The sequence below is a fragment of the Sphingosinicella microcystinivorans genome (assembly GCF_003634215.1).
In the GTDB taxonomy this organism is placed as follows: domain Bacteria; phylum Pseudomonadota; class Alphaproteobacteria; order Sphingomonadales; family Sphingomonadaceae; genus Sphingosinicella; species Sphingosinicella microcystinivorans.
In genome coordinates, this window is the sequence record NZ_RBWX01000007.1 from 1,785,410 (window position 1) to 1,805,728 (window position 20,319).

The 20,319-nt window shown below is 63.6% G+C and carries 23 protein-coding genes and 1 tRNA gene; 8 read left to right on the forward strand and 16 right to left on the reverse strand.

Features of this window, described 5'->3' with window-relative positions; translation table 11 throughout:
• Positions 1-18: 18 nt before the first annotated feature.
• From DFR51_RS08495 to DFR51_RS08505, 3 genes are all read right to left on the reverse strand, one after another.
• A complete protein-coding gene (locus tag DFR51_RS08495) occupies positions 19-1,017 on the reverse strand; it encodes a TerC family protein (RefSeq protein WP_121049226.1) in 999 nt (332 codons plus the stop codon).
• 269 nt (positions 1,018-1,286) lie between these two features.
• Entirely contained in the window at positions 1,287-2,009 is a 723-nt protein-coding gene (locus DFR51_RS08500) for an SDR family NAD(P)-dependent oxidoreductase (protein WP_197723626.1), read from the reverse strand.
• A complete protein-coding gene (locus DFR51_RS08505) occupies positions 2,006-2,800 on the reverse strand; it encodes a 3-hydroxybutyrate dehydrogenase (protein WP_121049232.1) in 795 nt (264 codons plus the stop codon). Before DFR51_RS08505 ends, DFR51_RS08500 begins: the two co-directional genes overlap by 4 nt.
• Positions 2,801-2,966: 166 nt before the next feature.
• Here DFR51_RS08505 and DFR51_RS08510 point away from each other — a divergent pair, with 166 nt between their 5' ends.
• Complete coding sequence (locus DFR51_RS08510) at positions 2,967-4,187, forward strand: polyhydroxyalkanoate depolymerase (protein WP_121049235.1); 1,221 nt, start codon at positions 2,967-2,969, stop codon at positions 4,185-4,187.
• An 83-nt stretch (positions 4,188-4,270) separates the two neighbouring features.
• Here DFR51_RS08510 and DFR51_RS08515 read toward each other — a convergent pair whose 3' ends face one another.
• The 4 genes from DFR51_RS08515 to DFR51_RS08530 all read right to left on the reverse strand — a co-directional run bounded on the left by DFR51_RS08515 (position 4,271) and on the right by DFR51_RS08530 (position 6,787).
• Positions 4,271-4,690, reverse strand: coding sequence for an ExbD/TolR family protein (locus DFR51_RS08515; protein ID WP_121049238.1), 420 nt, complete (start codon positions 4,688-4,690; stop codon positions 4,271-4,273).
• A 19-nt stretch (positions 4,691-4,709) separates the two neighbouring features.
• Complete coding sequence (locus DFR51_RS08520) at positions 4,710-5,177, reverse strand: ExbD/TolR family protein (RefSeq protein ID WP_121049240.1); 468 nt, start codon at positions 5,175-5,177, stop codon at positions 4,710-4,712.
• A gap of 77 nt (positions 5,178-5,254) precedes the next feature.
• Positions 5,255-6,049, reverse strand: a complete 795-nt coding sequence (locus DFR51_RS08525; RefSeq protein WP_420853120.1) for a MotA/TolQ/ExbB proton channel family protein — start codon at positions 6,047-6,049, stop codon at positions 5,255-5,257.
• An 87-nt stretch (positions 6,050-6,136) separates the two neighbouring features.
• Positions 6,137-6,787 carry an energy transducer TonB gene (locus DFR51_RS08530; RefSeq protein WP_121049243.1) on the reverse strand — a complete coding sequence of 217 codons (651 nt, stop codon included), beginning with the start codon at positions 6,785-6,787 and terminating at the stop codon, positions 6,137-6,139.
• Between the two features lie 446 nt (positions 6,788-7,233).
• On the opposite strand from DFR51_RS08530, the gene DFR51_RS08535 reads away from it, so the two are divergent.
• Positions 7,234-7,920 carry a hypothetical protein gene (locus DFR51_RS08535; protein ID WP_121049246.1) on the forward strand — a complete coding sequence of 229 codons (687 nt, stop codon included), beginning with the start codon at positions 7,234-7,236 and terminating at the stop codon, positions 7,918-7,920.
• On the opposite strand, the gene DFR51_RS08540 is transcribed toward DFR51_RS08535, so the two are convergent.
• Complete coding sequence (locus tag DFR51_RS08540; protein WP_121049249.1) at positions 7,908-8,321, reverse strand: dihydroneopterin aldolase; 414 nt, start codon at positions 8,319-8,321, stop codon at positions 7,908-7,910. The genes DFR51_RS08535 and DFR51_RS08540 overlap by 13 nt on opposite strands.
• Positions 8,318-9,133 (reverse strand): SDR family NAD(P)-dependent oxidoreductase, encoded by an 816-nt coding sequence (locus tag DFR51_RS08545; protein WP_243445423.1) that lies wholly within the window; start codon positions 9,131-9,133, stop codon positions 8,318-8,320. The genes DFR51_RS08540 and DFR51_RS08545 overlap by 4 nt, the downstream gene beginning before the upstream one ends.
• 147 nt (positions 9,134-9,280) lie before the next feature.
• Here DFR51_RS08545 and uvrC point away from each other — a divergent pair, with 147 nt between their 5' ends.
• Genes uvrC through DFR51_RS08560 form a run of 3 tightly spaced genes read left to right on the forward strand, consistent with a single transcriptional unit; the run spans position 9,281 to position 12,362 of the window.
• Complete coding sequence (uvrC, locus tag DFR51_RS08550) at positions 9,281-11,200, forward strand: excinuclease ABC subunit UvrC (protein WP_121049256.1); 1,920 nt, start codon at positions 9,281-9,283, stop codon at positions 11,198-11,200.
• A 49-nt stretch (positions 11,201-11,249) separates the two neighbouring features.
• Positions 11,250-11,942, forward strand: coding sequence for a glutathione S-transferase family protein (locus tag DFR51_RS08555; RefSeq protein ID WP_121049259.1), 693 nt, complete (start codon positions 11,250-11,252; stop codon positions 11,940-11,942).
• 24 nt (positions 11,943-11,966) lie between these two features.
• Positions 11,967-12,362: an MAPEG family protein gene (locus DFR51_RS08560; RefSeq protein ID WP_121049262.1), complete on the forward strand. Its 396-nt coding sequence runs from the start codon at positions 11,967-11,969 to the stop codon at positions 12,360-12,362.
• Here the strand turns inward: DFR51_RS08560 and DFR51_RS08565 are convergent.
• Together DFR51_RS08565 and DFR51_RS08570 are read right to left on the reverse strand one after the other, a co-directional pair.
• On the reverse strand, positions 12,359-12,838 hold the full coding sequence (locus DFR51_RS08565; protein WP_121049265.1) for a hypothetical protein: 480 nt from the start codon (positions 12,836-12,838) through the stop codon (positions 12,359-12,361). The two genes, DFR51_RS08560 and DFR51_RS08565, sit on opposite strands and share 4 nt — an antisense overlap.
• Positions 12,835-13,539, reverse strand: coding sequence for a nitroreductase (locus DFR51_RS08570; RefSeq protein ID WP_338068300.1), 705 nt, complete (start codon positions 13,537-13,539; stop codon positions 12,835-12,837). Before DFR51_RS08570 ends, DFR51_RS08565 begins: the two co-directional genes overlap by 4 nt.
• Before the next feature lie 24 nt (positions 13,540-13,563).
• Here DFR51_RS08570 and pgsA point away from each other — a divergent pair, with 24 nt between their 5' ends.
• From pgsA to DFR51_RS08585, 3 genes are read left to right on the forward strand one after another with little or no spacing between them, the layout of a single operon-like run.
• The gene (gene pgsA / locus DFR51_RS08575; RefSeq protein WP_121050017.1) at positions 13,564-14,121 is read left to right on the forward strand and encodes a CDP-diacylglycerol--glycerol-3-phosphate 3-phosphatidyltransferase; all 558 of its coding nucleotides are present in this window, start codon (positions 13,564-13,566) and stop codon (positions 14,119-14,121) included.
• Between the two features lie 4 nt (positions 14,122-14,125).
• Positions 14,126-14,377, forward strand: a complete 252-nt coding sequence (locus DFR51_RS08580; protein WP_121049268.1) for a MoaD/ThiS family protein — start codon at positions 14,126-14,128, stop codon at positions 14,375-14,377.
• The gene (locus DFR51_RS08585; protein ID WP_121049271.1) at positions 14,374-14,814 is read left to right on the forward strand and encodes a molybdenum cofactor biosynthesis protein MoaE; all 441 of its coding nucleotides are present in this window, start codon (positions 14,374-14,376) and stop codon (positions 14,812-14,814) included. The genes DFR51_RS08580 and DFR51_RS08585 overlap by 4 nt, the downstream gene beginning before the upstream one ends.
• Here DFR51_RS08585 and DFR51_RS08590 read toward each other — a convergent pair.
• The 5 genes from DFR51_RS08590 to trxB form a co-directional block, all read right to left on the reverse strand.
• Entirely contained in the window at positions 14,811-16,934 is a 2,124-nt protein-coding gene (locus DFR51_RS08590) for a transglycosylase domain-containing protein (RefSeq protein WP_121049274.1), read from the reverse strand. The two genes, DFR51_RS08585 and DFR51_RS08590, sit on opposite strands and share 4 nt — an antisense overlap.
• Before the next feature lie 84 nt (positions 16,935-17,018).
• Positions 17,019-17,094 (reverse strand) — tRNA-Ile (locus tag DFR51_RS08595).
• A gap of 40 nt (positions 17,095-17,134) precedes the next feature.
• Positions 17,135-18,166 carry a polysaccharide deacetylase family protein gene (locus DFR51_RS08600; RefSeq protein ID WP_121049277.1) on the reverse strand — a complete coding sequence of 344 codons (1,032 nt, stop codon included), beginning with the start codon at positions 18,164-18,166 and terminating at the stop codon, positions 17,135-17,137.
• A 242-nt stretch (positions 18,167-18,408) separates the two neighbouring features.
• Complete coding sequence (locus tag DFR51_RS08605; RefSeq protein ID WP_121049280.1) at positions 18,409-19,329, reverse strand: LysR family transcriptional regulator; 921 nt, start codon at positions 19,327-19,329, stop codon at positions 18,409-18,411.
• Position 19,330: 1 nt separating this feature from the next.
• Positions 19,331-20,296: a thioredoxin-disulfide reductase gene (gene trxB / locus DFR51_RS08610; RefSeq protein WP_121049283.1), complete on the reverse strand. Its 966-nt coding sequence runs from the start codon at positions 20,294-20,296 to the stop codon at positions 19,331-19,333.
• Positions 20,297-20,319: the final 23 nt, after the last annotated feature.

Genomic DNA, 20,319 nt, shown 5'->3' on the forward strand with positions numbered 1-20,319 from the left:
CCCCGGTGTGGGCGTGCCTCATTGCCCGTCGGTGGGCCAGTCGGGCTCCGGTTGCCCTCTGGTTTTCAAAAGCGAATAGGCGATCCCGGCAGCGATCAGCGCGAAGGTGACGCCGAGGCTCAGCACGGGCGGAAACTTGTCGCCACCCAGGAGGAAGTCGGCAACGAAGATCTTCGCCCCGATGAAGACGAGAACCGCTGCCAGCGCATATTTCAGATAATGGAAGCGGTGCACCATCGCGGCGAGCGCGAAGTAGAGTGCCCGCAGGCCGAGGATGGCCATGATGTTCGACGTATAAACGATGAAGGTGTCTGTCGTGATCGCGAAGATCGCCGGAACGCTGTCCACCGCGAAAACGAGATCGGCAAGATTGATGACGACGAGCGCCAGGAACAAGGGCGTGGCCGACGTCACCACCTTTCCCGTGCGGGCATCCGGCGCCTTCACGAAAAAATGTTGGCCATGCAGGTCCGGCGTGACGCGCATATGGCGTGAAATGAACTTCACCGCCCGGTTGTTCGCCACATCCATGGGCTCGTCCCCGGCGAAGAACATCTTGATCCCGGTGAAGATCAGGAAAGCCGCGAACAGATAGAGCACCCAATAGGCCTCGTTCACCAGCGCGGCGCCGCCCGCGATCATCAGGCCGCGCAGCACGATCACCGCTATGATGCCCCACAGCAGCGCCCGGTACTGATATTTGGGCGGGATCGCGAAATAGGTGAAGATCAGGCTGATAACGAAGACGTTGTCGATCGACAGCGCCTTTTCGATGAAGAACCCGGTGTAATATTGCATGCCGGACTCGGGGCCGCGCGCATACCAGACCCAGGCGCCGAACAGCAGCGCGATACTGATGTAGAAGACCGAGAGCTTTAGGCTCTCTCCAATCCCCATTTCGCGGTCTTCTTTGTGAAGCACGCCCAGATCGAACGCCGTCAGCGCGATCACGAGGAAGAGGAAGGACAGCCAGAACCAGGCCGGGGTTCCCAGCCAAAGCGCAAAGAGAAATTCCATCAGTGCGCTCGTTCGGAAATCAGGGAAACGAAACGCTCAAAGATCAGGCCTGGATACGGCATTCGCAATCTCCTCTTGTGGACCGTTTTGGTCGCCGGAGGATCCGCGTGTTCCAGGAGATGACATTGCACCGGGCCATGAACATCGGATCATCCGATGCGGTCCGACATCACGAGACGTGTCTCGCCAGAGGGGCCCGGGCCGCTCCCGTTTAATGGGAACGCCGGGTGCTCCTGTCAATGGGGGCTGGAGAGCGCATTGCGCCGGTCTTACAGCGAATACCCGCCGTCGCTCGCCAGCAGCGCGCCCGTGATCGTTGCTGCGCGATCCGAAAGGAGGAAGGCGATCTGCCGAGCGATTTCATCGGCCGTGGCAAACCGCCCGAGCGGTGTAGATGCCTCGGCCATGGCTTGCAGCGCTTCGAAGGACATTCCGGTCCAGATCGGCGTATCGACGCCGCCCGGAAGGATGGCGTTCACGCGGAGGCGGCGCGCTGCGCCTTCCTTCGCCGCGACCTTCGCGAGATGCGCGGCGGCGGCCTTGGATGCGCCGTAAGCGGCGACACCGATCTCGGCCTTGATCCCGGCGATCGAGGAGACGATCACGATCGCCCCTTCCCCCGGTATCAGGCGCATTGCGGCGCGCAGCGTCAGAAAGGCTCCGTCGAGGTTTACCGAGAGTATGCGGCGCCAGTCTTCGAACGCCAGATCGGCGATCGGCCCGGCGCCGGAGATGCCGGCGTTGACGACGGCGAGGTCGAGGCGGCCGAAACACTCCGTGATCGCACGCTCCGCCTCATCCCAGGTGGATGGGTCGGCGACACTGCCGCAGAGGTGCAGAACGTCGGCATCATCGAACGTCGGCATCGTGCTGTTGACGTCCACCAGCGCGAAACGCCGGACGCCTTCGGCGTAGAGGTGCTCGACCGTCGCCTTGCCGATGCCGGAAGCGGCTCCGGTGATGAGAGCCACAGCGTCTGTCGGAAAGCTCACCGCGCCGTCCAACCACCGTCGATCGATAGGATGTCGCCGGTAAACGAACGCCCGGTCTCGCCTGCGAGGAACACGGCGAAGTCGGCGATCTCCTCGGGTTCGATGAAGCGCTTGTTGGGCTGCGAGGCGAGGATCACGTTCCGTACGACCTCCTCCTCCGACATATTGTGTACTTTCGCCTGGTCAGCGATCTGCCCCGCGACGAGCGGCGTGCGCACGTAGCCCGGGCAGATGGCGTTCACGGTGATGCCGGTTTCAGCAAGTTCGAGCGCCGCCGTCTTGGTGAGGCCGACGATGCCGTGCTTCGCGGACACATAAGCCGCCTTGAACGGCGATGCGACGAGGCCGTGCGCCGACGCGATGTTGATGATGCGGCCCCAGTTCTTCGCCTTCATCGCCGGGAGCGCGGCCTGCGTCGTGTAGAAAGCCGCCGAAAGGTTGATCGCGATGATCGCTTCCCACTTCGCCGGGGGAAACTCGTCCACGGGCGCCACGTACTGGATGCCGGCGTTGTTGACGAGGATATCGACCCCGCCGAGCGCCGCCGCGCAGTCGGAGACGAGCTTCGTGGCTTCCGCGCCCTTGGAAAGGTCGGCAGGCAGGAAGGCGCAGCGCACGCCGAAGTCCGCTTCGATCGCGGCACGTTCACGCTCGATCGCGTCGGCGTCGCCGAATCCGTTGATGCCGATGTTCGCGCCTGCCGCGGCCATGCCGCGCGCCACGGAGAGCCCGATTCCGCTCGTGGAGCCGGTAACAAGGGCCACGCGGCCTTCGAGTGTTCTGGCAGTCATCGCGTTCTCCTTTGCAGCATTTGCGAACAGCTTGCGGCGCCGTCGTTAACGGGCCGCTCATTGTGCAATGCAATAATCGATGGACTCGCGATTTGCACGGGTTAAGCTGATCAGGAAACGACCGGCATTCGATGCAAATTTCGGCGTTGCGAGCGGGGTATTGTGAATGATTTATCATAGCTACGAGCTGCATCGTTCCATGATGGCCGGGGCCAGCGCCTTCGCCAGCATGGGCGCCAACTGGCTGGCACACCCGTCAAATCCCTTGGCATACATCGGCATGAGCCCGGTGATCGCCTCGGCGCTCGACGTGTTCGCCCACGCATCCGCGCCGCGCGGCAAGCCGGAATTCGGCATCCGCAGCGTGAAAATCGGCGATGCCGATGTCGCGGTGCAGGAAGAGATCAGCTTCCGCCTGCCGTTCGGGCAGCTCAAGCATTTCGTGAAGCAGGGCGGCGTTCCCGCAGGCCCGAAGCTGCTGATCGTCGCGCCGATGTCCGGCCACTACGCCACTCTGCTGCGCGGTACGGTGGAGCGCATGATCCCCGGCCATGATGTCTACATCACCGACTGGCGCGACGCGAAGCTCGTCTCCCTTGACGAGGGTCAGTTCGATCTTGACGACTATATCGATTATATCGTCGCATTCCTCGAACACATCGGCCCCGGCGCGCACGTAATCGCCGTTTGCCAACCCTCCGTGCCCGCCTATGCGGCGGCGGCACTGATGTCCGCCAAGAAGCACAAGGCGCGGCCGCGATCGCTCACCATGATGGGCGGCCCCATCGACACGCGTGAGGCCCCGACCGAGGTCAACACGCTTGCGACCGGGCGCCAGCACAGCTGGTTCGAACACAACGCCATCGCGACGGTGCCGCCGATCTACCCTGGTGCCGGACGCCGCGTTTATCCCGGCTTCCTGCAGCTTGCCGGCTTCATGTCGATGAATCTCGGCAACCACATGATGAGCCACTGGGAGATGTTCAGGCATCTCGTCGAAGGCGATGGCGAAAGCGCCGATTCGACGAAGGCGTTCTACGACGAGTACCGCGCAGTCTGCGACATGACCGCCGAATTCTACCTGCAAACCGTGGACAGCGTCTTTCAGCGCCATCTGCTTCCGAAGGGCGAGTTCATGCACCGCGGCACGCGGATCGACCCCGGCGCCATCACGGATGTCGCCCTGCTGGCGGTGGAAGGCGAGCGCGACGACATCTCCGGCGTGGGCCAGACCAAGGCTGCCCTAACGCTCGCGAGCGCGCTTCCCGCCGCGAAGAAGAAATACCTGCTCGCGATGGAAGTCGGCCACTACGGCATTTTCAACGGCCGCCGCTGGCGCGAGAAGATCGCCCCCGTCGTCGAGGACTTCATCGCCAAGCACGACTGATCCACCCGTCGCTTCCGTCGAACGAACAAAAAAGGGGCGGACCCGAAAGTCCGCCCCTCTTCTTTTGGATCGAGGACTTCGCCTTAGTTGGCGTAGGCCTCGTTGCCGACGAAACCGATCTTCGTGACGCCGGACATCTGGGCCTGTGCCATGACGTTGTTCACAACGTCGTAGCGCGACAGAGCGTCAGGCTTCAGATGGATTTCGGGCTGAGGCTCCATGCGGGCCGCGTCGTTGAAGTACGAGCGCAGCGTGGCAAGGTCCACTTCCTGATCGTTCCAGTAGATCGTGTTCAGGAAGTCGATGCTCACGCGGTTGATCACCGGATCGACCTGAGAGTTCTGCGGCTGATTCTGGTTCGACGGAAGGTCGAGCTTCACCGCGTGCGTCTGGATCGGAATCGTGATGATGAACATGATGAGGAGCACCAGCATCACGTCGATCAGCGGCGTGGTGTTGATGTCCACCATTTCGCCGCCTTCGGCTCCGCCTCCTACGTTCATTGCCATAGTTTTGGTTTCCTTAGCGGCTGACAGAACCGGCGGGCGGTTCCGAAATGAAGCCCACCTTCACGAAACCGGCACGCTGCATCGTGTAGATGACGCCGCCGATGTTGCTGAATTCCGTGCCCGCGTCGCCGCGGATATGGACTTCAGGCAGTTCGATCGGTGTGCCTGCGGCTTCCTGACGCTCGATTTCCTTCTTCAGGTGCGCAACGGCCTTGTCGAAGAGCTCCTGCTTGCTGTCGAGACGCTGGACACCCCAGAAGATGTCCCCCGAATTATCGACCGCGATCAGGACGTTCTCCGGCTTCGTCGTCGTCGGCATGCTGCTCACTTTGGGAAGTTCGAGCGGCACGGTCTGGATGACCACGGGAACGGTGATGAGGAAGATGATGAGCATGACCAGCATGACGTCCACGAGGGGCGTCGTGTTGATGTCCGCCATCGGCGCGTCATCGTCGTCCGAGGGTCCTACTTGCATCGCCATGTCTAGCGATCCTTCCTGATATCAAACACTTCGGGAGGGGGTGCGGCAGCCGAGCCACCGACACCCCCTTCGTACGATCAGGCCTTCGGAGCCGCCGTCGGCGTCACACCCGTGCGGGCCACGCGCGCACCGGACATCATGTAGCCATGCACGTCGGCCGAGAAGTTGTTCAGACGGTCCTGAACGTCCTTGTTGCGACGGATGAGCCAGTTGTAGCCGAGCACGGCCGGAACGGCCACGGCGAGACCGAGCGCGGTCATGATGAGCGCTTCACCGACCGGACCCGCGACCTTGTCGATCGAAGCCTGACCGGCAACGCCGATGTTGATGAGCGCGCGGTAAATACCGACGACGGTACCGAACAGACCGACGAACGGCGAGGTCGAACCCACCGACGCGAGCCAGGCCAGGCCGCTCTGCAGGCGAGCGTTGATCGCGTGCGTCGAGCGCGCCATCGACATCGTCACCCACTCGTTCTTGTCGATGCTGTCCGTCAGGCGGCCTTCATGATGATCGGCAGCGCGCAGGCCGTCGTCAACGATCTGGCGGAACGCCGAGTTCTTGTCGAGCTTGGCTGCGCCGTCCTTCAGGCTCGGCGCCGACCAGAACTTCTTGTCGAGTTCCTTGGCTTCGATGAGCAGCTTCCGCTGATCCCACCACTTCGTGAAGATGACGTACCACGACGTCAGCGACATCAGCACGAGAATGCCGAACGTACCCTGAGCGATCGGGCCGCCCTGCTCAAGCGCAGCACGGAGGCCGTACGGGTTTTCGGTCGCGATCTCTTCCGCCGCGAACGCCGGAACCGAAACCATCAGCGTGCCGAGCGCAACACTTGCCGCAAGGCCGGCGCGCGAAACAAAATTCTTCATGTGTAGTCCCCTAGACTGAATAGAGAATGTTGGTTTGAAACAGAAAAGCCGCAGACCGGTCTTGCCCGGCCCACGGCGACATCCTGCTTATTTCGGAATCTGCCAGCGGAACGCCTGGCTGCGCGTTTCCTGAACCGGCTGGCCGTTCTGCTGCGCCGGATTGAACCGGAAGCGACGCTCGATCAGGCTGCAGGTCTGCGTGTCGAGACGGTTGAAGCCGCTCGACGTCTGAATCGAACAGCTGCCCTTCACGACCTTACCATCGACATCGATGGTGTAGCGCGCGACCACCGAACCCTCTTCCTCTGCGCGGATGGAGGCTTGCGGATAGTCGTCAGCAGTGATGGTGGCGCCAAGGCGACCACGCGGCTCAGCACGCTTGGTTGGACCGGCAGGCGGCGGTGCCGGCGGCGCCGGCGGCGCAACGCGGACCGGTTCTGGTCGCGGAGCCTCCGTCTGGATAGTGATCGCGGGAGGCGGCGGTGCGGCCGTCTCAACGATCACTTCGGGCGGTGGAACATACGGCGGAATCTCTTCGAGTTCCGGCGGCGGAGGCGGCGGCTCTTCATCGACCGTTGGCTCCTCGACCTCGAACGTCTCCATCGGACCCGTCACGACCTTAACAACACGCAGCGCAAGGCCGCTTATGAATGCGTAGCCGAGAAAGGCGTGGAGTAGCGCAACGAGCGCCAAGGAGACCATGCGCTTCGAGCTTACGCCTTGATCTGCATATGCCATGGACGCGGGTTACTCCCTCTTAGCTGACCCTTAACCATCGATCCCTCAGGAATCGATCAGAAACCAGTTGCGGCTTAGACCGCAATCTTATCCCTTTTTGCAACGCTCATGAAGCGGTTGAAAACCGGCTCATTCCGTCCCTGAGCGACCTACTAGCTTGGGCGCCCTGCACCCGCAACTGCTTTGTGGCAGGGTTGTGGCGGCATTGGCCGCTTGCCCAATTCATGCCACGGTCATGTCAAACATGGCTCAAATGCGTTAAGCTGCCAGCAAATATGGATTTTGTTCGATTTCATAACAAAAGGGACGGCCTGATGCGCCTGTGGGCTTTTTTTGCGTTTCTTCTCTGTGGGGCACTGATTCCGCTTACCGGCGCTTCAGCAAACCCGGGACGTGCGGACCTCGTGGCATTGACTACCGAGGCACCGATTATTGTCCGCGCGACAGTGACGAAGGCCTCAAGGCTCAGCGAAAAGCTATCCCCCGGGCTCGCACCCGGCTTTCGCCGTTTCCTGATCACCGCGGAGGTCAGCAACGTGATGATCGCGCCTGGATTCGTTTCGAAAAATATCGAGTATCTCGTCGACATCGGCGCTGACGCACGTGGAAAAACGCCGAAACTCAAGGGACTCCCGGTTCTGCTGTTCCTTGCGCCGGGGAACCGCGAAGCGCAGTACCAGCTCGTCCGCCCCTGGGCGCAGGTGGACTGGACAGCCGAGCGCGACGCCTATGTGCGCGCCGTCGCGGCCGAGGCCGTCGCCTCTCCGGATATTCGCGACATGGAGATTTCCGGGCTTGGACAGGCCTTCCATGTGCCCGGCAGCCTTCCAGGCGAATCCGAAAGCCAGATCTTCATCCAGACGAAGGCGGGCGACCCGATGTCACTCGTGGTGCTGACGCGCCCCGGCCAGCCCAAGATGTTCAGTGTCGCGACCGGCGATATCATCGACGATGCGGCCGCGGGGGTGAAAGACGGCAGCCTGCTCTGGTATCAGCTCGCGTGCGGCCTGCCGCGCAGCTTGCCCGTCGGCAGCACATCGACGCTCGATTCGGAAACCGCCGCCGCCGCAAAGGCGGATTATCGTTTCGTACTCGATTCGCTCGGCCCGTGCGACCGGGCCTATTCGGAGTAGGCCATCGGCAGCGACGACAGTTCGACGCCAACGAAATCGCAGTCAGGATAGATGTCGGGCTTGGCGGTCGCGACGCGCAGCCCCAACACGCCCTTGCGGGCCGCGACGATATCGTAAACCGCGCGGCAGAAGGTTTCCTGCAGGTTGAAGCGGCGCGATGCCGCCAGCGTCTTCACGGTTTCGCGCAGAAAATCGTAGTTCCAGGCGCTTTTGACCTGATCGTCCGTGGGAAACGAGGCTTCGTCCACCCAGAGATCGACGTCGACGCGTAGCCGCTGCGGCGCCCCCACCTCGAAGCTGTGGAAACCGATATCCACGAGAAGCTCATAACCGTGCAGCCGAATCCGCCGCGCCTTCGGCGCAAGCGCTTCGGGAACGAGGCCGCGCGGTGCGGGGCTCATGCGCCCTCTCCCACCATGAACGCGACGTCGCGCGGCATACCGAGCATGCGCTGCCCCGAATCAAGCACGATTACCTGTCCGGTGATCGTCGGAAGGGCGATCAAATATTGCATTGTCATGACAACATGCTCCACCAGCACCCCGCGCCGCAGCGGGTTATACACATGCGCGCGATCGAAATTTTCCCGCGTCTGCGGGCCGCTGACCAGCGTTACCGAAGGCGCGATACCGTTCACGCGGATATTGGGCGCAAGCGCCCTCGCTTGCAGCTCGGTGAGCCCGGCAAGACCGAGCTTGCTCACCGAGTAGCTGTAGAAATCGGGATTCGGCGCAGCGACCTTCGCATCGAGCAGATTGATGACGAGGCCATTGCGTTCCCCGCACTGCGCTGCGAACTGCTGCGTGAGCAGCGCGGGCGCGCGCAGGTTCACGTCGATCTGCTCATCCCACTGCGCGGTGCTGAAATCCGCCTGCGTGTCGTAGCGGAAGAGCGAGGCATTGTTGATCAGCAAGGAAACCGGCGGTTTTCCAGGCTCCAACCGATCGAACAGCGTGCGGCACGCCTCCGCGTCGGCAAGGTCCGCACGCACGAGCGACGCACTGCCACCGGACGACCCGATCTCTGCAACGAGCGCCTCTGCCGCGGCCACCGATTCGTTGCAGTGGATGTGGACGTGCCAGCCCTCCGCTGCGAGCGCGCGCGACAACGCGCCGCCGATGCGTTTCGCACCGCCGGTGACGAGTGCGCTTGCAGGAATGCCGAACTCCGGTGTCATCGGCGAGCGCTTACCCGCCAGCGTACCAACGGGCAAGCCGCTGCCCTTTTTTTCGGCAGTCCGAGCAGATCAGTGCCAGCGCCGATGAGCGCGACATCTCCAGAGACTTATCCACAGGCACCGGGGACAAGTCATTTCCGTGACAGTTGAGGGGGCCGCCTCCCTCGCCTACATCTGAAGGCAATGGCTGAACCCCCGCAGATTGATCGGTTTTCCGAAGAGCAGGCGACCTTCGCCGTGCGCGGTCGCGATGCGCCCGATCTCGACGCGGGCGTGTCGGCGATCCGTAACGTGCTGAAGACGCTTCCGACGCGGCCCGGGGTGTACCGGATGCTCGATGCCGGCGGAGACGTGCTCTACGTGGGCAAGGCGCGCAGCCTGAAGAACCGGGTGACGAACTACACGCAGGTCGCGCGGCTACCGAAGCGGCTGCAGCGCATGGTGTCGCTGACGCGGGCGATGACGATCGTCACCACCGCGAGCGAGGCCGAGGCGCTTCTCCTTGAAGCGCAACTCATCAAGCGCTTCCGGCCCGCGTTCAATGTGCTGCTGCGGGATGACAAGAGTTTCCCCTTCATCTTCCTGAACGAGGACCACGCCTACCCGCGCATTTCGAAGCATCGCGGCGCGCGCAAAGGCAAAGGCATCTACTTCGGCCCGTTCGCGAGCGCAGGCGCGGTCAACCGCACGCTGAACGCGCTTCAAAAGGTGTTCCTGCTGCGAAGCTGTTCGGACAGCTTCATGGCGAATCGCGCGCGTCCCTGTCTACTTTATCAAATTCGCCGCTGCTCAGCCCCGTGCGTCGACCGGATCGACGCGGCGGGGTACGCGGAGCTCGTCGGGGATGCGAAGGACTTCCTGGCGGGCAAGAGTCAGGCCGTGCAGCGCAAGCTCGGTGAGGCGATGCAGATCGCGGCCGAGAAGCAGGACTACGAACTCGCAGCCGTCTACCGCGACCGCCTGCGCGCGCTCACCTACATTCAGGGCCAGACCGGAACCGCTGAAGGCGTGAAGGACGTTGACGTCATCGCACTCGCGGAAAAGGCCGGGCAGTTCTCGATCCAGGCATTCTTCATCCGTGGCGGGCAGAACTGGGGCCACCGCGCGTTCTTCCCGAAAAACACGGCGGGAAGCGCGCCCGAGGAGGTGCTGGCGAGCTTCATCGTGCAGTTCTACGAGGACATGCCGCTGCCGCCCGAAATCCTCGTCGACCGCCTGCCCGTCGAGCACGAGTTGATCGCCGAGGCACTTTCCAGCCGCAGCACACGCAAGGTCGCGATCCGTCAGCCGCAGCGCGGCGCACTGAAGCGCCTTGTCGATCAGGCGGCGCGCAACGCCGTCGAGGCGCTCGACCGCAACCTCGCCGAGGGCGCGACGCAAACGAAGCTGCTCGCCGAGCTTGCCGACATTTTTGAGCTGCCCGAGCCGCCGCGCCGCATCGAGGTTTACGACAACAGCCACATTCAGGGCACCAGCGCAGGCGGCGGCATGATCGTGGCGGGGCCGGAGGGCTTCCTGAAAAACAGCTACCGTAAGTTCAACATCAAGGACGCATCGATCACGCCCGGCGACGACTTCGGCATGATGCGCCATGTGCTCGGTCGCCGCTTCGCGCGGCTCGGCAAGGAAGACCCAGACCGCAAGGGATCGGACTGGCCCGACCTCGTCCTCATCGACGGCGGCAAGGGGCAACTGTCCGCCGCGATGGATATCCTTGCCGAACAGGGCATCGACGACGTGACGCTCGTCGGTGTCGCCAAGGGGCCGGACAGGAATGCCGGACGCGAGGTCTTCCACCTGATGGACGGCCGCGAACTCACCCTCCCTCTCAATTCGCCGGTGCTGTTCTACCTCCAGCGCCTGCGCGACGAGGCGCACCGCTTCGCCATCGGCGCGCACCGCGCCAAGCGCAGCAAGGCCATCGCCGCCAATCCGCTGGACGACGTGCCCGGCATCGGCCCGACCCGGAAGCGCGCGCTGTTGATGCACTTCGGCACGGCAAAGGCCGTGCGCTCCGCCGCGCTCGAATCGCTGATGGCGACACCCGGCATTTCGAAGGCGATGGCCGAAGCGATCTACGACCACTTCCATCCGCGCGGATAAAGACTAACGTGAGTGCGACTCGAATGGGTCTTGGGGGGAGGCATTCCGCATGATGAAGCTCTACACCGCAGCAACGCCGAACGGTTACAAGGCTTCGGTCGCGCTAGAGGAAATGGGCTTCGACTACGAATTCGAGAAGATCGACCTTACAGGCGGGGTGCAGAAGCAGGACTGGTTCCTGGAGATCAACCCGAACGGCCGCATCCCCGCGCTTGTCCACGACGATTTCCCGATCTTCGAATCGGGGGCGATCATGCTCTATCTCGCCCGCCTTTCCGGAAAATTCTATGGGACGGACGCGAAGTCGCAGAGCCGTGTCGAGCAGTGGCTGATGTTCCAGATGGGCGGCATCGGCCCGATGATGGGCCAGGCGAACGTCTTCTACCGCTACTTCCCCGAAAAGATTCAGCCGGCGATCGACCGTTATCAGAACGAGGGCCGCCGCCTGTTCGAGGTGCTGGAGCGCCAGCTTTCGCGCACCGAATATCTCGCGGGCGACTATTCGATCGCCGACATGGCGAACTGGTGCTGGGTGCGCACGCACAAGTGGTCCGGCATTTCCATCGATGGCTTGCCGAACCTCCAGCGCTGGCTGGAGGCGATCATGGCGCGACCGGGCGTGCAGAAGGGCATCACCGTGCCCGAGGACATGCGCGCGCGAATCCGCGACGACGACGAGGACTCGGCCAAGAAATTTGCCGAACAGGCACGCAAGATCGTGGTGACGGGCAAACCCGCCTGATCGCCTTCAAGCAGGGGAAAACCAATGATGACGTTTCCGCTGACGCTGCTCGGCACGCTCGCCGCGCTTGCCGTTTACGTATGGGCGTCGATCCCGGTTGGTCAGGCGCGCGGCAAGTTCGGCGTGAAGGCGCCCTCCGTGACCGGTCCGCCCGAATTCGAGCGCGCCTTTCGCGCCCACCAGAACACGATGGAGCAGCTTGTGCTGTTCCTGCCGCTCGTCTGGATTGTGGCGACACTGTTTGGCGATCTCTGGGGCGGCATTTATGCGGCGGCCTGGGTCGTGGGGCGAATCGCCTACGTGATCGGCTACATCAAGGATCCGGAAAAGCGCGGGGCCGGCTTCCTGATTTCCGGCCTCCCCAGCCTTGCGGCGCTGGTTGGGGCGATCGTCTCGGTGGTGATCGACCTCGTCCGTTAGGCTCCACACCGCGTCAGGAAATCATCGATCATCGCCTTGTCGGGGCGGGCAAGCAGCGTCATCGCTGTTCCCTGCCCCGCGAGCGTCACGCGTTTTCCTGCCCAATCGCGCACGAAGGTCGGCGGCAAACTCACGCGCGCGACGACCATCATTTCACCCGAGGGATGGCGCTGAACGGACGCCATCAGTGGCGTGATCTTGCCCGGCGGGCCGACAAGCAGCTGAGTGCGCGTCCCCTCCGCAACCGATCCGCTCGAATCGGCTGTGAAGAAGGCCAGTTCAAAGACTTTCGCGTCCCGGTCGCACACTGCGAACAAATCTATGTCGTCGCTGTTCGGGGCACCGTACACCAGCTTCACGGCGTTGCCTTCCGCAGCATCGGCGTTGAAAAGTCCCCAGCCGCGATTGTAGGTCACGGGCCGCGTCGCGCACGCCGCGACGAGCAGCAGCACGGCAAAAACGATTAAGCGCTTCATATGCCGCGAAACTCGGCGAATTCGGCGAGCGGCACGCGCTTGGCGTGGAGCTTGTTGGCGGGATCATCGGGATCCTTCCAGCCGATCGCCATGCCGGTGAACAGCATCCACGCCGCGGGCGCATCAAGGAACGTGCCGATCGTCTTCGGATACATCGCCCAACACTCCTGGGGGCAGGAATCAAGCCCGGCTTCGCGCAGCAGCAGCATCACGTTTTCGAGATACATGCCGAGGTCCGACCATTGCGGCGGCCCCATCGTGCGGCTGACATAGCAGAACAGCGCAACGGGCGCGCCGAAGGACATGAAATTGCGTGCGAACCAACGGCGACGCGCTTCCCGATCCTCACGCGGAATCCCGATGTGGCCGTACATCTCCTCACCGACCTGAAAGCGGCGCGAGGCATACGGCTCGGCAAGGCCCTTCGGGTAGATGTCGTATTCCATCTCCTCGCCGCGCGGCGCTTCAACGATGCGCGCCGACATGATCTGTTTCAGCCGCGTCAGTTCGTCGCCGCCGACGACATAGATGTGCCACGGCTGCAGGTTGCCGCCCGAAGGCGCACGCGCCGCCTTCTCGATAATCTCGCGCAGCAGCGCCGGGTCAACGGGCCGATCGAGGAAGCCACGCACCGAGCGGCGGGTTGCAATCGCTTCACTGACGTCCACTTCGTTCCCCAAAGCCATGTTGAGCAGGCGCATACGATAGCCTAACGTCCGCCCATGTTGTCCAGCCTCCCCAATCTGCTCACGCTCTCGCGCATCCTTGCGGTGCCGCTTCTCGTCGCCCTGATGTGGAATGCGAGCTGGTTGGGCTATCTCATTGCGTTCGTGGTTTTCTGTATCGCTGGTGCGACGGATTATCTCGACGGTTATCTCGCCCGCGCGCAGGGAACGGTTTCAAAGCTCGGCGTATTTCTCGATCCTATCGCGGACAAGATCATGGTCGCGGGCGCAATCATCATGCTCGTGGAGAATAACATCGTTCGGGGCTGGACCGTGATTGCCGCGATCATCATCCTCATCCGCGAGATCACGGTGTCGGGTCTTCGCGAATATCTGGCTGGAATTCAGGTCTCCGTGCCTGTCAGCCAGCTCGCCAAGTGGAAGACCGCGTTTCAGATGATATCGCTCGGCGCGCTCATCCTGGCGGGTGCCGCAGAGATCAGGTTCACGTGGCTGCCGGCGTACCAAGTGGGCGTCGTCTCGCTGTGGGCTGCCGCGCTCCTCACGCTCGTCACAGGGTACGACTATCTCCGGGTCGGCCTCAAGCACATGGCCTGAAGCGGTGAAGCTCAATCTGCTCTATTTCGCATGGGTGCGCGAACGCATCGGCCTTGACGGTGAGACGCGCGACCTTGCTGCACGCACGGTGGGCGAGGCGCTTGTGGCGCTGTCCGCGCTCGGGGACGGCTATGCATCCGCATTCGCCGAGCCGTATCGCCTGCGCTTCGCGCTCGATCAGGATTTCGTCGATGCTGACGCGGCACTTCGCGAGGGCGCGGAGCTTGCCATCTTCCCGCCCGTGACCGGCGGATGATCACCGTACGCGTCCAGGCCGAAGCGTTCGATCTGGGCGAGGAAACCCGCGTGCTTTCGGAGGGGCGGACCGACATTGGCGCGGTTGCCAGCTTCGTCGGCCTCGTGCGCGGCGGCGAGGTGGAAGCGATGACGCTGGAGCATTATCCGGCGATGACCGGGAAAGCGCTGGAAGCGATCGCCGCCGAGGCCGCAGAGCGCTGGTCGATCCTCGGCGGCACGCTCATTCATCGGCACGGCCGGCTGCTTCCTGGCGATCCGATTGTGCTTGTCGCCATCACAGCCGCGCACCGAGGCGACGCCTTTGCCGCCTGCGCGTTCATCATGGACTATCTGAAGACGGGCGCGCCGTTCTGGAAGAAAGAGGAAACCGGCGGCGAAAGCCGCTGGGTCGAGGCAAAGAACGAAGACGCCGCCGCGCGCGACCGCTGGAACTAGGGTCCGGGGGGCGGTTCTTCCGGCGCACGCTCATCGACCGCCTTGTTGATCCGATCCGAAAGCGCACGCGCCGCGGCACGGATGCCCTCTGCGTCTTCCGGCGTGTTGGCGATGACATTGCCGAGTTGGCCGAGCAGCGCGCCCGCCCGTGCGACATCAATCGGTTCGCCGCGCAGCACCGCCTCCGCATCCGGCCCGAGCAGGACCGAGAGATCGACCTGCGCGGCGGCGTCCGCCTCTTCGCGCGCGCGGCGCTCCTCAGTCTGGCGCTCAGAAATCTGGCGGACTTCCGGCAGCGCCTCCATCATGAACTCGTGCCACATCACCGCGGGCATCGTAGAACCGAGTACGCCCTTCATCGGCGAATTATCGTCGTTGCCGACCCAGACGCCGACGACGAGATCGCCCGCGAAACCCACGAAGATGGCATCGCGCGAATCCTGTGTCGTGCCGGTCTTGCCGAAGGCCGCGACCGGGAGCTTGGCGCGCGTGCCCGTCCCGTAATCGATCGTCGCGCGCATCATCTCGCGCAGCGCAGCGCGCTCGGGGAGGCTGTCCCCGCCAAGCGCGCGCAGGCGTGACATCACACCTTCATCCCGCGGCGGAGCCGAAACCGCGTAGGGCACGACCGGCGGCGCGCCGCCCGCTACCGATGCGTACGCCGAGGTCAGATCGAGCAGCGACATCGTCGAGGTGCCGAGCGCGATGGTGAGGTCGTCGCTGATCTCATCCTTGATGCCGAGATCGCGCGCTGCCTTGCGAACAGCCCCTGCCCCCACCTCGTTCGCCAGACGCGCCGCCGCGACGTTGGACGACAGCGCAAAAGCGCGCTTCAGCGTGATTGGGCCGCGGTACTTGCCGTCGTTGTTCTTTGGGCTCCAGTCTCCGATGGTGACAGGCTCGTCCTCGATCTCGCTGTCGACGTTCATGCCGCTGCGCAGCGCCGCGAGGTAGACGAACAGCTTGAACGCCGAGCCAGGCTGCCGTTTTGCCTGCACCGCCCGGTTGAATTCGCTCTTCTGGTAGTCCCGGCCGCCCACCATGGCGACGACGCGGCCATCCGGGTGCATGGCGACGAGCGCTGCCTCCCCGACATTGTGCCAGCCCGCGCGATCAAGGTTGCGCTTCACCACGCGCTCGGCGAGCTTCTGGAGGCGGCTGTCGAGCGTGGTTGCGACCTTTACCTCGCCGAACGTGTCTGGCGCGCTGTTCGCGGCCTCGCCCCAGGCCCAATCGGCAAAATAGCTTCCGGTCGGCAGACCCTTCCGGCCCGGACGCAGCGCCGCGCGCCGGGCACCGCGCCATTCGGCGTCGGTGATCAGGCCCTGTTCCTTCATCGCGGCGATCACGATCTTGCCGCGTTCGCGCGCAGCTTCGTAGTTGTTGGTCGGCGCGAGCCGCGACGGCGCCTTAACCAGGCCTGCCAGCATCGCCGCCTCGCCAAGCGTCAGCTGCTCGGGCTCCTTGCTGAAATACTGCTCCGACGCCGCGCGCAGCCCATAAGCGCCGTCGCCGAAATAGACGCTGGAGAGATAGCGAGACAGGATCTCGTCCTTGGTCAGCCAGGCTTCCAACCAGAAGGCGATGATCACCTCCTGAGCCTTGCGCGCCATGCTGCGATCCAGGCTGAGGAAGCTCGTCTTGGCGAGTTGCTGCGTGATTGTGGAGCCGCCCTGCACCACGCGGCCCGCAGCCGCGTTCGCCTGCGCTGCGCGCAGGATGCCGCGAATATCGATACCGATATGGTCGTAGAAACGCCGGTCCTCGATCGCGACGAATGCCTCGCCAACATGATCGGGCAGCTTGGTCACATCGACCGGCTTCGCCTTGAAGCTGCCCCGCCGCGCGATCGGCGTGCCGTCGGCGGCGGTGAGTACAAGCGCGGGCGTTTCCAGCGGTTCCAGCGCCTTGCCGAGCGGCGCTGTGATCGCCAGCCACGCGACGATTCCGAAGAACACGAGAAGCAGTCCCGCAGCGATTTTGGGCAGCCAGCGCAGCCAGCGGGAACGCGGCTTCGGCGCTTCGGACGGCTGGGGAGGCTCCTGCCCGCCGAACTCGGCGGACCATGCGCGATATTCATCGGGATCGAGCGACTCGACGCGCGGGCGGCGGAAGATCATTGCGGAGTCGCCATTCTCATACTGTCATACTTACGCAAAACAGTGGCCCGTTCAATCGTCATGGGCGTCTGATGAGGCGATGCGTGGTGGGCCCGGAGGGACTCGAACCCCCAACCTAGCCGTTATGAGCGGCCAGCTCTAACCATTGAGCTACAGGCCCGTCGCCCCGCCTTTTCCCCCGCGCCGGACGACCGCAGCGCTTAGACGCTCGCGGCGTGCTCCGCAAGAGTGGCGGGCTTGCCGTCGCGCTGGGCATGGGCCGCCGCGACGACCTCTTCGACGCTCGCCGGCTTCACGCCGGCGCGCGTCAGGGTCGTCAGCACGCCGTCCCACCAGGCGTAGAAATCGGCGAGGTCGCGCGCATCGCGGACGTAGGGCGTGTGGCCGGGCTCGACGGACGGGGAGTGGAAGGAAATGGAGAAGATCTGCGTTCCGGCCTCGACGAGCAGTTCGATCGCCTGGATCGCTTCGTCGAGCGGAATGCCTTCGGGCGTCAGCGCCACGCGGCCGAGCAGCGAGGTGCGCGAGAGGAGGCCGTTGAGGCGTGGCACGCGCGTGGCCAGTTCGAACGCGCGCTCGCCGATCACGCGCAGGCCGCCCGTGAAGGTTGAGGTCAGCGGCAGTTCGAGGAGGCGCCGTTCCGGCCCTGTCCAATAGAGCTGCGGGCGGATGTTGCGGAAACTGGGGCCGCCTTCGTCGCTGTAGTCGAAATACGGCCGGACCGACACATCCATCCGGTAACCGAGTTCATCGAGCAGCGCCTCCGTGTTCGGCCCGACGCCATAGCGCCCTGCCCTGTAGACGATCGGTGCCGCGCCGAAATTCTCGTCGATGGCCTCGGTCAACGCCTTGATCTTGGCGCGCTCCACCTCGCGCGGCAGGTTGCCGGGAAAGCTGTTCGGGCCGCCGACGCGTTCGAGGAACGGCGGGTTCACCCACGGATGCAGCTGCGTGCCGATGGTGGCGCCATCATTTTCGGAAAGCGCCCGCAACACTTCGACGCTCTCTGGAGTCGTCGCCACCGGGTAATCGACCATGTACGCTGGCTTGATATCGAAGCCGCGCATCAGGCTGTGCACTTTGCGCAGCGATTTCACCGATTTCACCGATGTCGAATCACGACTCTTCGGCTGCGTCCAGTCGAACTCCTCTTCGGTGTCGACGAAAACGAGCACGCGTTGGCCGAATTCCGGGCCGAATGAGATGTACTGATTGTCCGATGGGGCCAGCATGTCGCGACAATAAGCGTTCGGACGTTTCCGGCAAGTAAAGCTGCAAAAAAGGGAGGTTTCGGAACGGGTTAGGTCCCCGGCTTCTTGGGAGGGAGGGAGGTGAAGCCGGGGACCCGTCTACCGAGGCCCGCGGGGAGGGAGGGGAGCGGGCCTTCGATTTCCGTTGCAGCGGTGTGTTGCTGCGTTGAAACCGATGTACGGAAAGTCGGCCCTATTGTGCACTGCCGCAAATCACAATGCAGCTATGCACCCAACGCATAACTCTCGTCGATATCGAGCGTCGCGGGAGTCATTTTCTCGATGAGAAAATCCCTCAAAATCTTGATTCGTATGGCATTTCTAAGTTCAGGGACATAGACGAAGTACGTGCGGAACACGGGGCCCTGCACGTCCGGCAAGATCACCTTCACACGCCCGGATGCACGGATCAGATAGCTCGGCAATGCTGCGATGCCCACACCGGCTTCCACTGCTTGCAGAATACCGAAGACACTGTTGACGACGAGCGCCGGACGGCGGGGCGGCCCCTGATGGCCGACATCCTGAATCCAGTTTACGCCGCGAATCGTGGAAGGCGCGGTTTCGCCGAAAGCGATGATGCGGTGATGATCGAGATCCGCGATGGTTTGCGGCACGCCGTAGCGCGCGAAATATTCAGGCGATCCGCACAGGCGATAGCGGATCGCAGCGAGCTGCCGCTGGACGAGATCGTTCTGCGTGGAGGGGTGAAAGCGGATAGCGACGTCCGCCTCGCGCTTTTGAAGGTCGAGATCTTCGTCCGCCAGCACCATGTTGATCTGGATGTCGGGATAACGCTCCAGAAATTCGGGAAGCATGGTCGGCAGCCAGGTTGAGCCGAACGACATGGTGGTCGTCAGCCTGATCTCGCCGGTCGGGCGGTCTTTCGACAGTTCGATCGCCTGCCGCGTCCGCTCGACACGCTCGAACATCTCGGCTGTCGTTGCGGCAAGCTGCTCGCCCTCGTGCGTCATCGCGAGCCCGCGCGCATGACGGTGGAAGAGCTTGGCGCCGAGCCCCTCCTCGAGCGAGGCGATCTGGCGCGACAACGCCGGCTGACTCATGCCAAGCCGGCGCGAAGCCTCGGTAAAGCTGCCCGCTTCCGATACGGTGTGAAAAAGCCTGAGCTTTTCCCAGTCGAGCACGTTACTCGGCCGCTTCCGCGAGTCCGGCTTCGTGGTGCGCGAGGAAACGCTCAGCCTCGAGCGCCGCCATGCAACCCATGCCGGCGGCCGTCACAGCCTGGCGGAACACCTTGTCCTTCACATCGCCCGCCGCGAACACGCCGGGCACGGAAGTCGCGGTGCTGTCGGGCGCGGTGAGGATATAGCCCTCCCCGTCCATGTTCAGCTTGCCTTTGAACAGGGACGTCGCCGGATCATGGCCGATCGCGATGAACAGGCCGTCGACATCGAGCGTGCGATCCGCCGCGCCGTTCGTACCGCGCAGCTTGAGCCCGGTAACGCCCAGCGGATCGCTGGCGCCGGTCACCTCGGCAACCTCCACGTTCCACACCGCTTCAACCTTGGGATTGGCGAGCAGGCGTGCCTGGTTCGTCTTGTCCGCACGAAGTTCGTCACGGCGGTGAATGAGATAGACCTTTTGCGCGAAGTTGGTGAGGAACAGCGCTTCCTCCACTGCCGTATTGCCGCCGCCGACGACCGCGACGGTCTTGCCGCGATAAAAGAAGCCGTCGCAGGTCGCGCACGCGGAAACGCCAAAGCCGCGAAAGCGCCCCTCGCTCTCAAGCCCGAGCCAGCGCGCCTGCGCTCCGGTCGCGATCACGACCGTATCGGCCAGATAGACGTTCCCCGAATCGAGCGTCAGCCGAAACGGCCGCTGCGAGAAATCGACATCGGAGACGAGGTCGTCGACGATCTCCGCGCCGACGTGCTTCGCCTGCGCCGCCATTTTATCCATCAGATCGGGGCCCAAGATCATCGATTCGCCCGGCCAGTTTTCGACGTCCGTGGTGATGGTGAGCTGTCCACCCGGCTGCAGGCCGCGGATGATGACGGGATTGAGCGCGGCGCGCGCCGCATAGACGCCGGCCGTATACCCAGCCGGACCCGAACCGATCACCGCAACGCGAACCTGCTTCGTTTCACCCATCACACCGCATCCCTGCTGCCGAA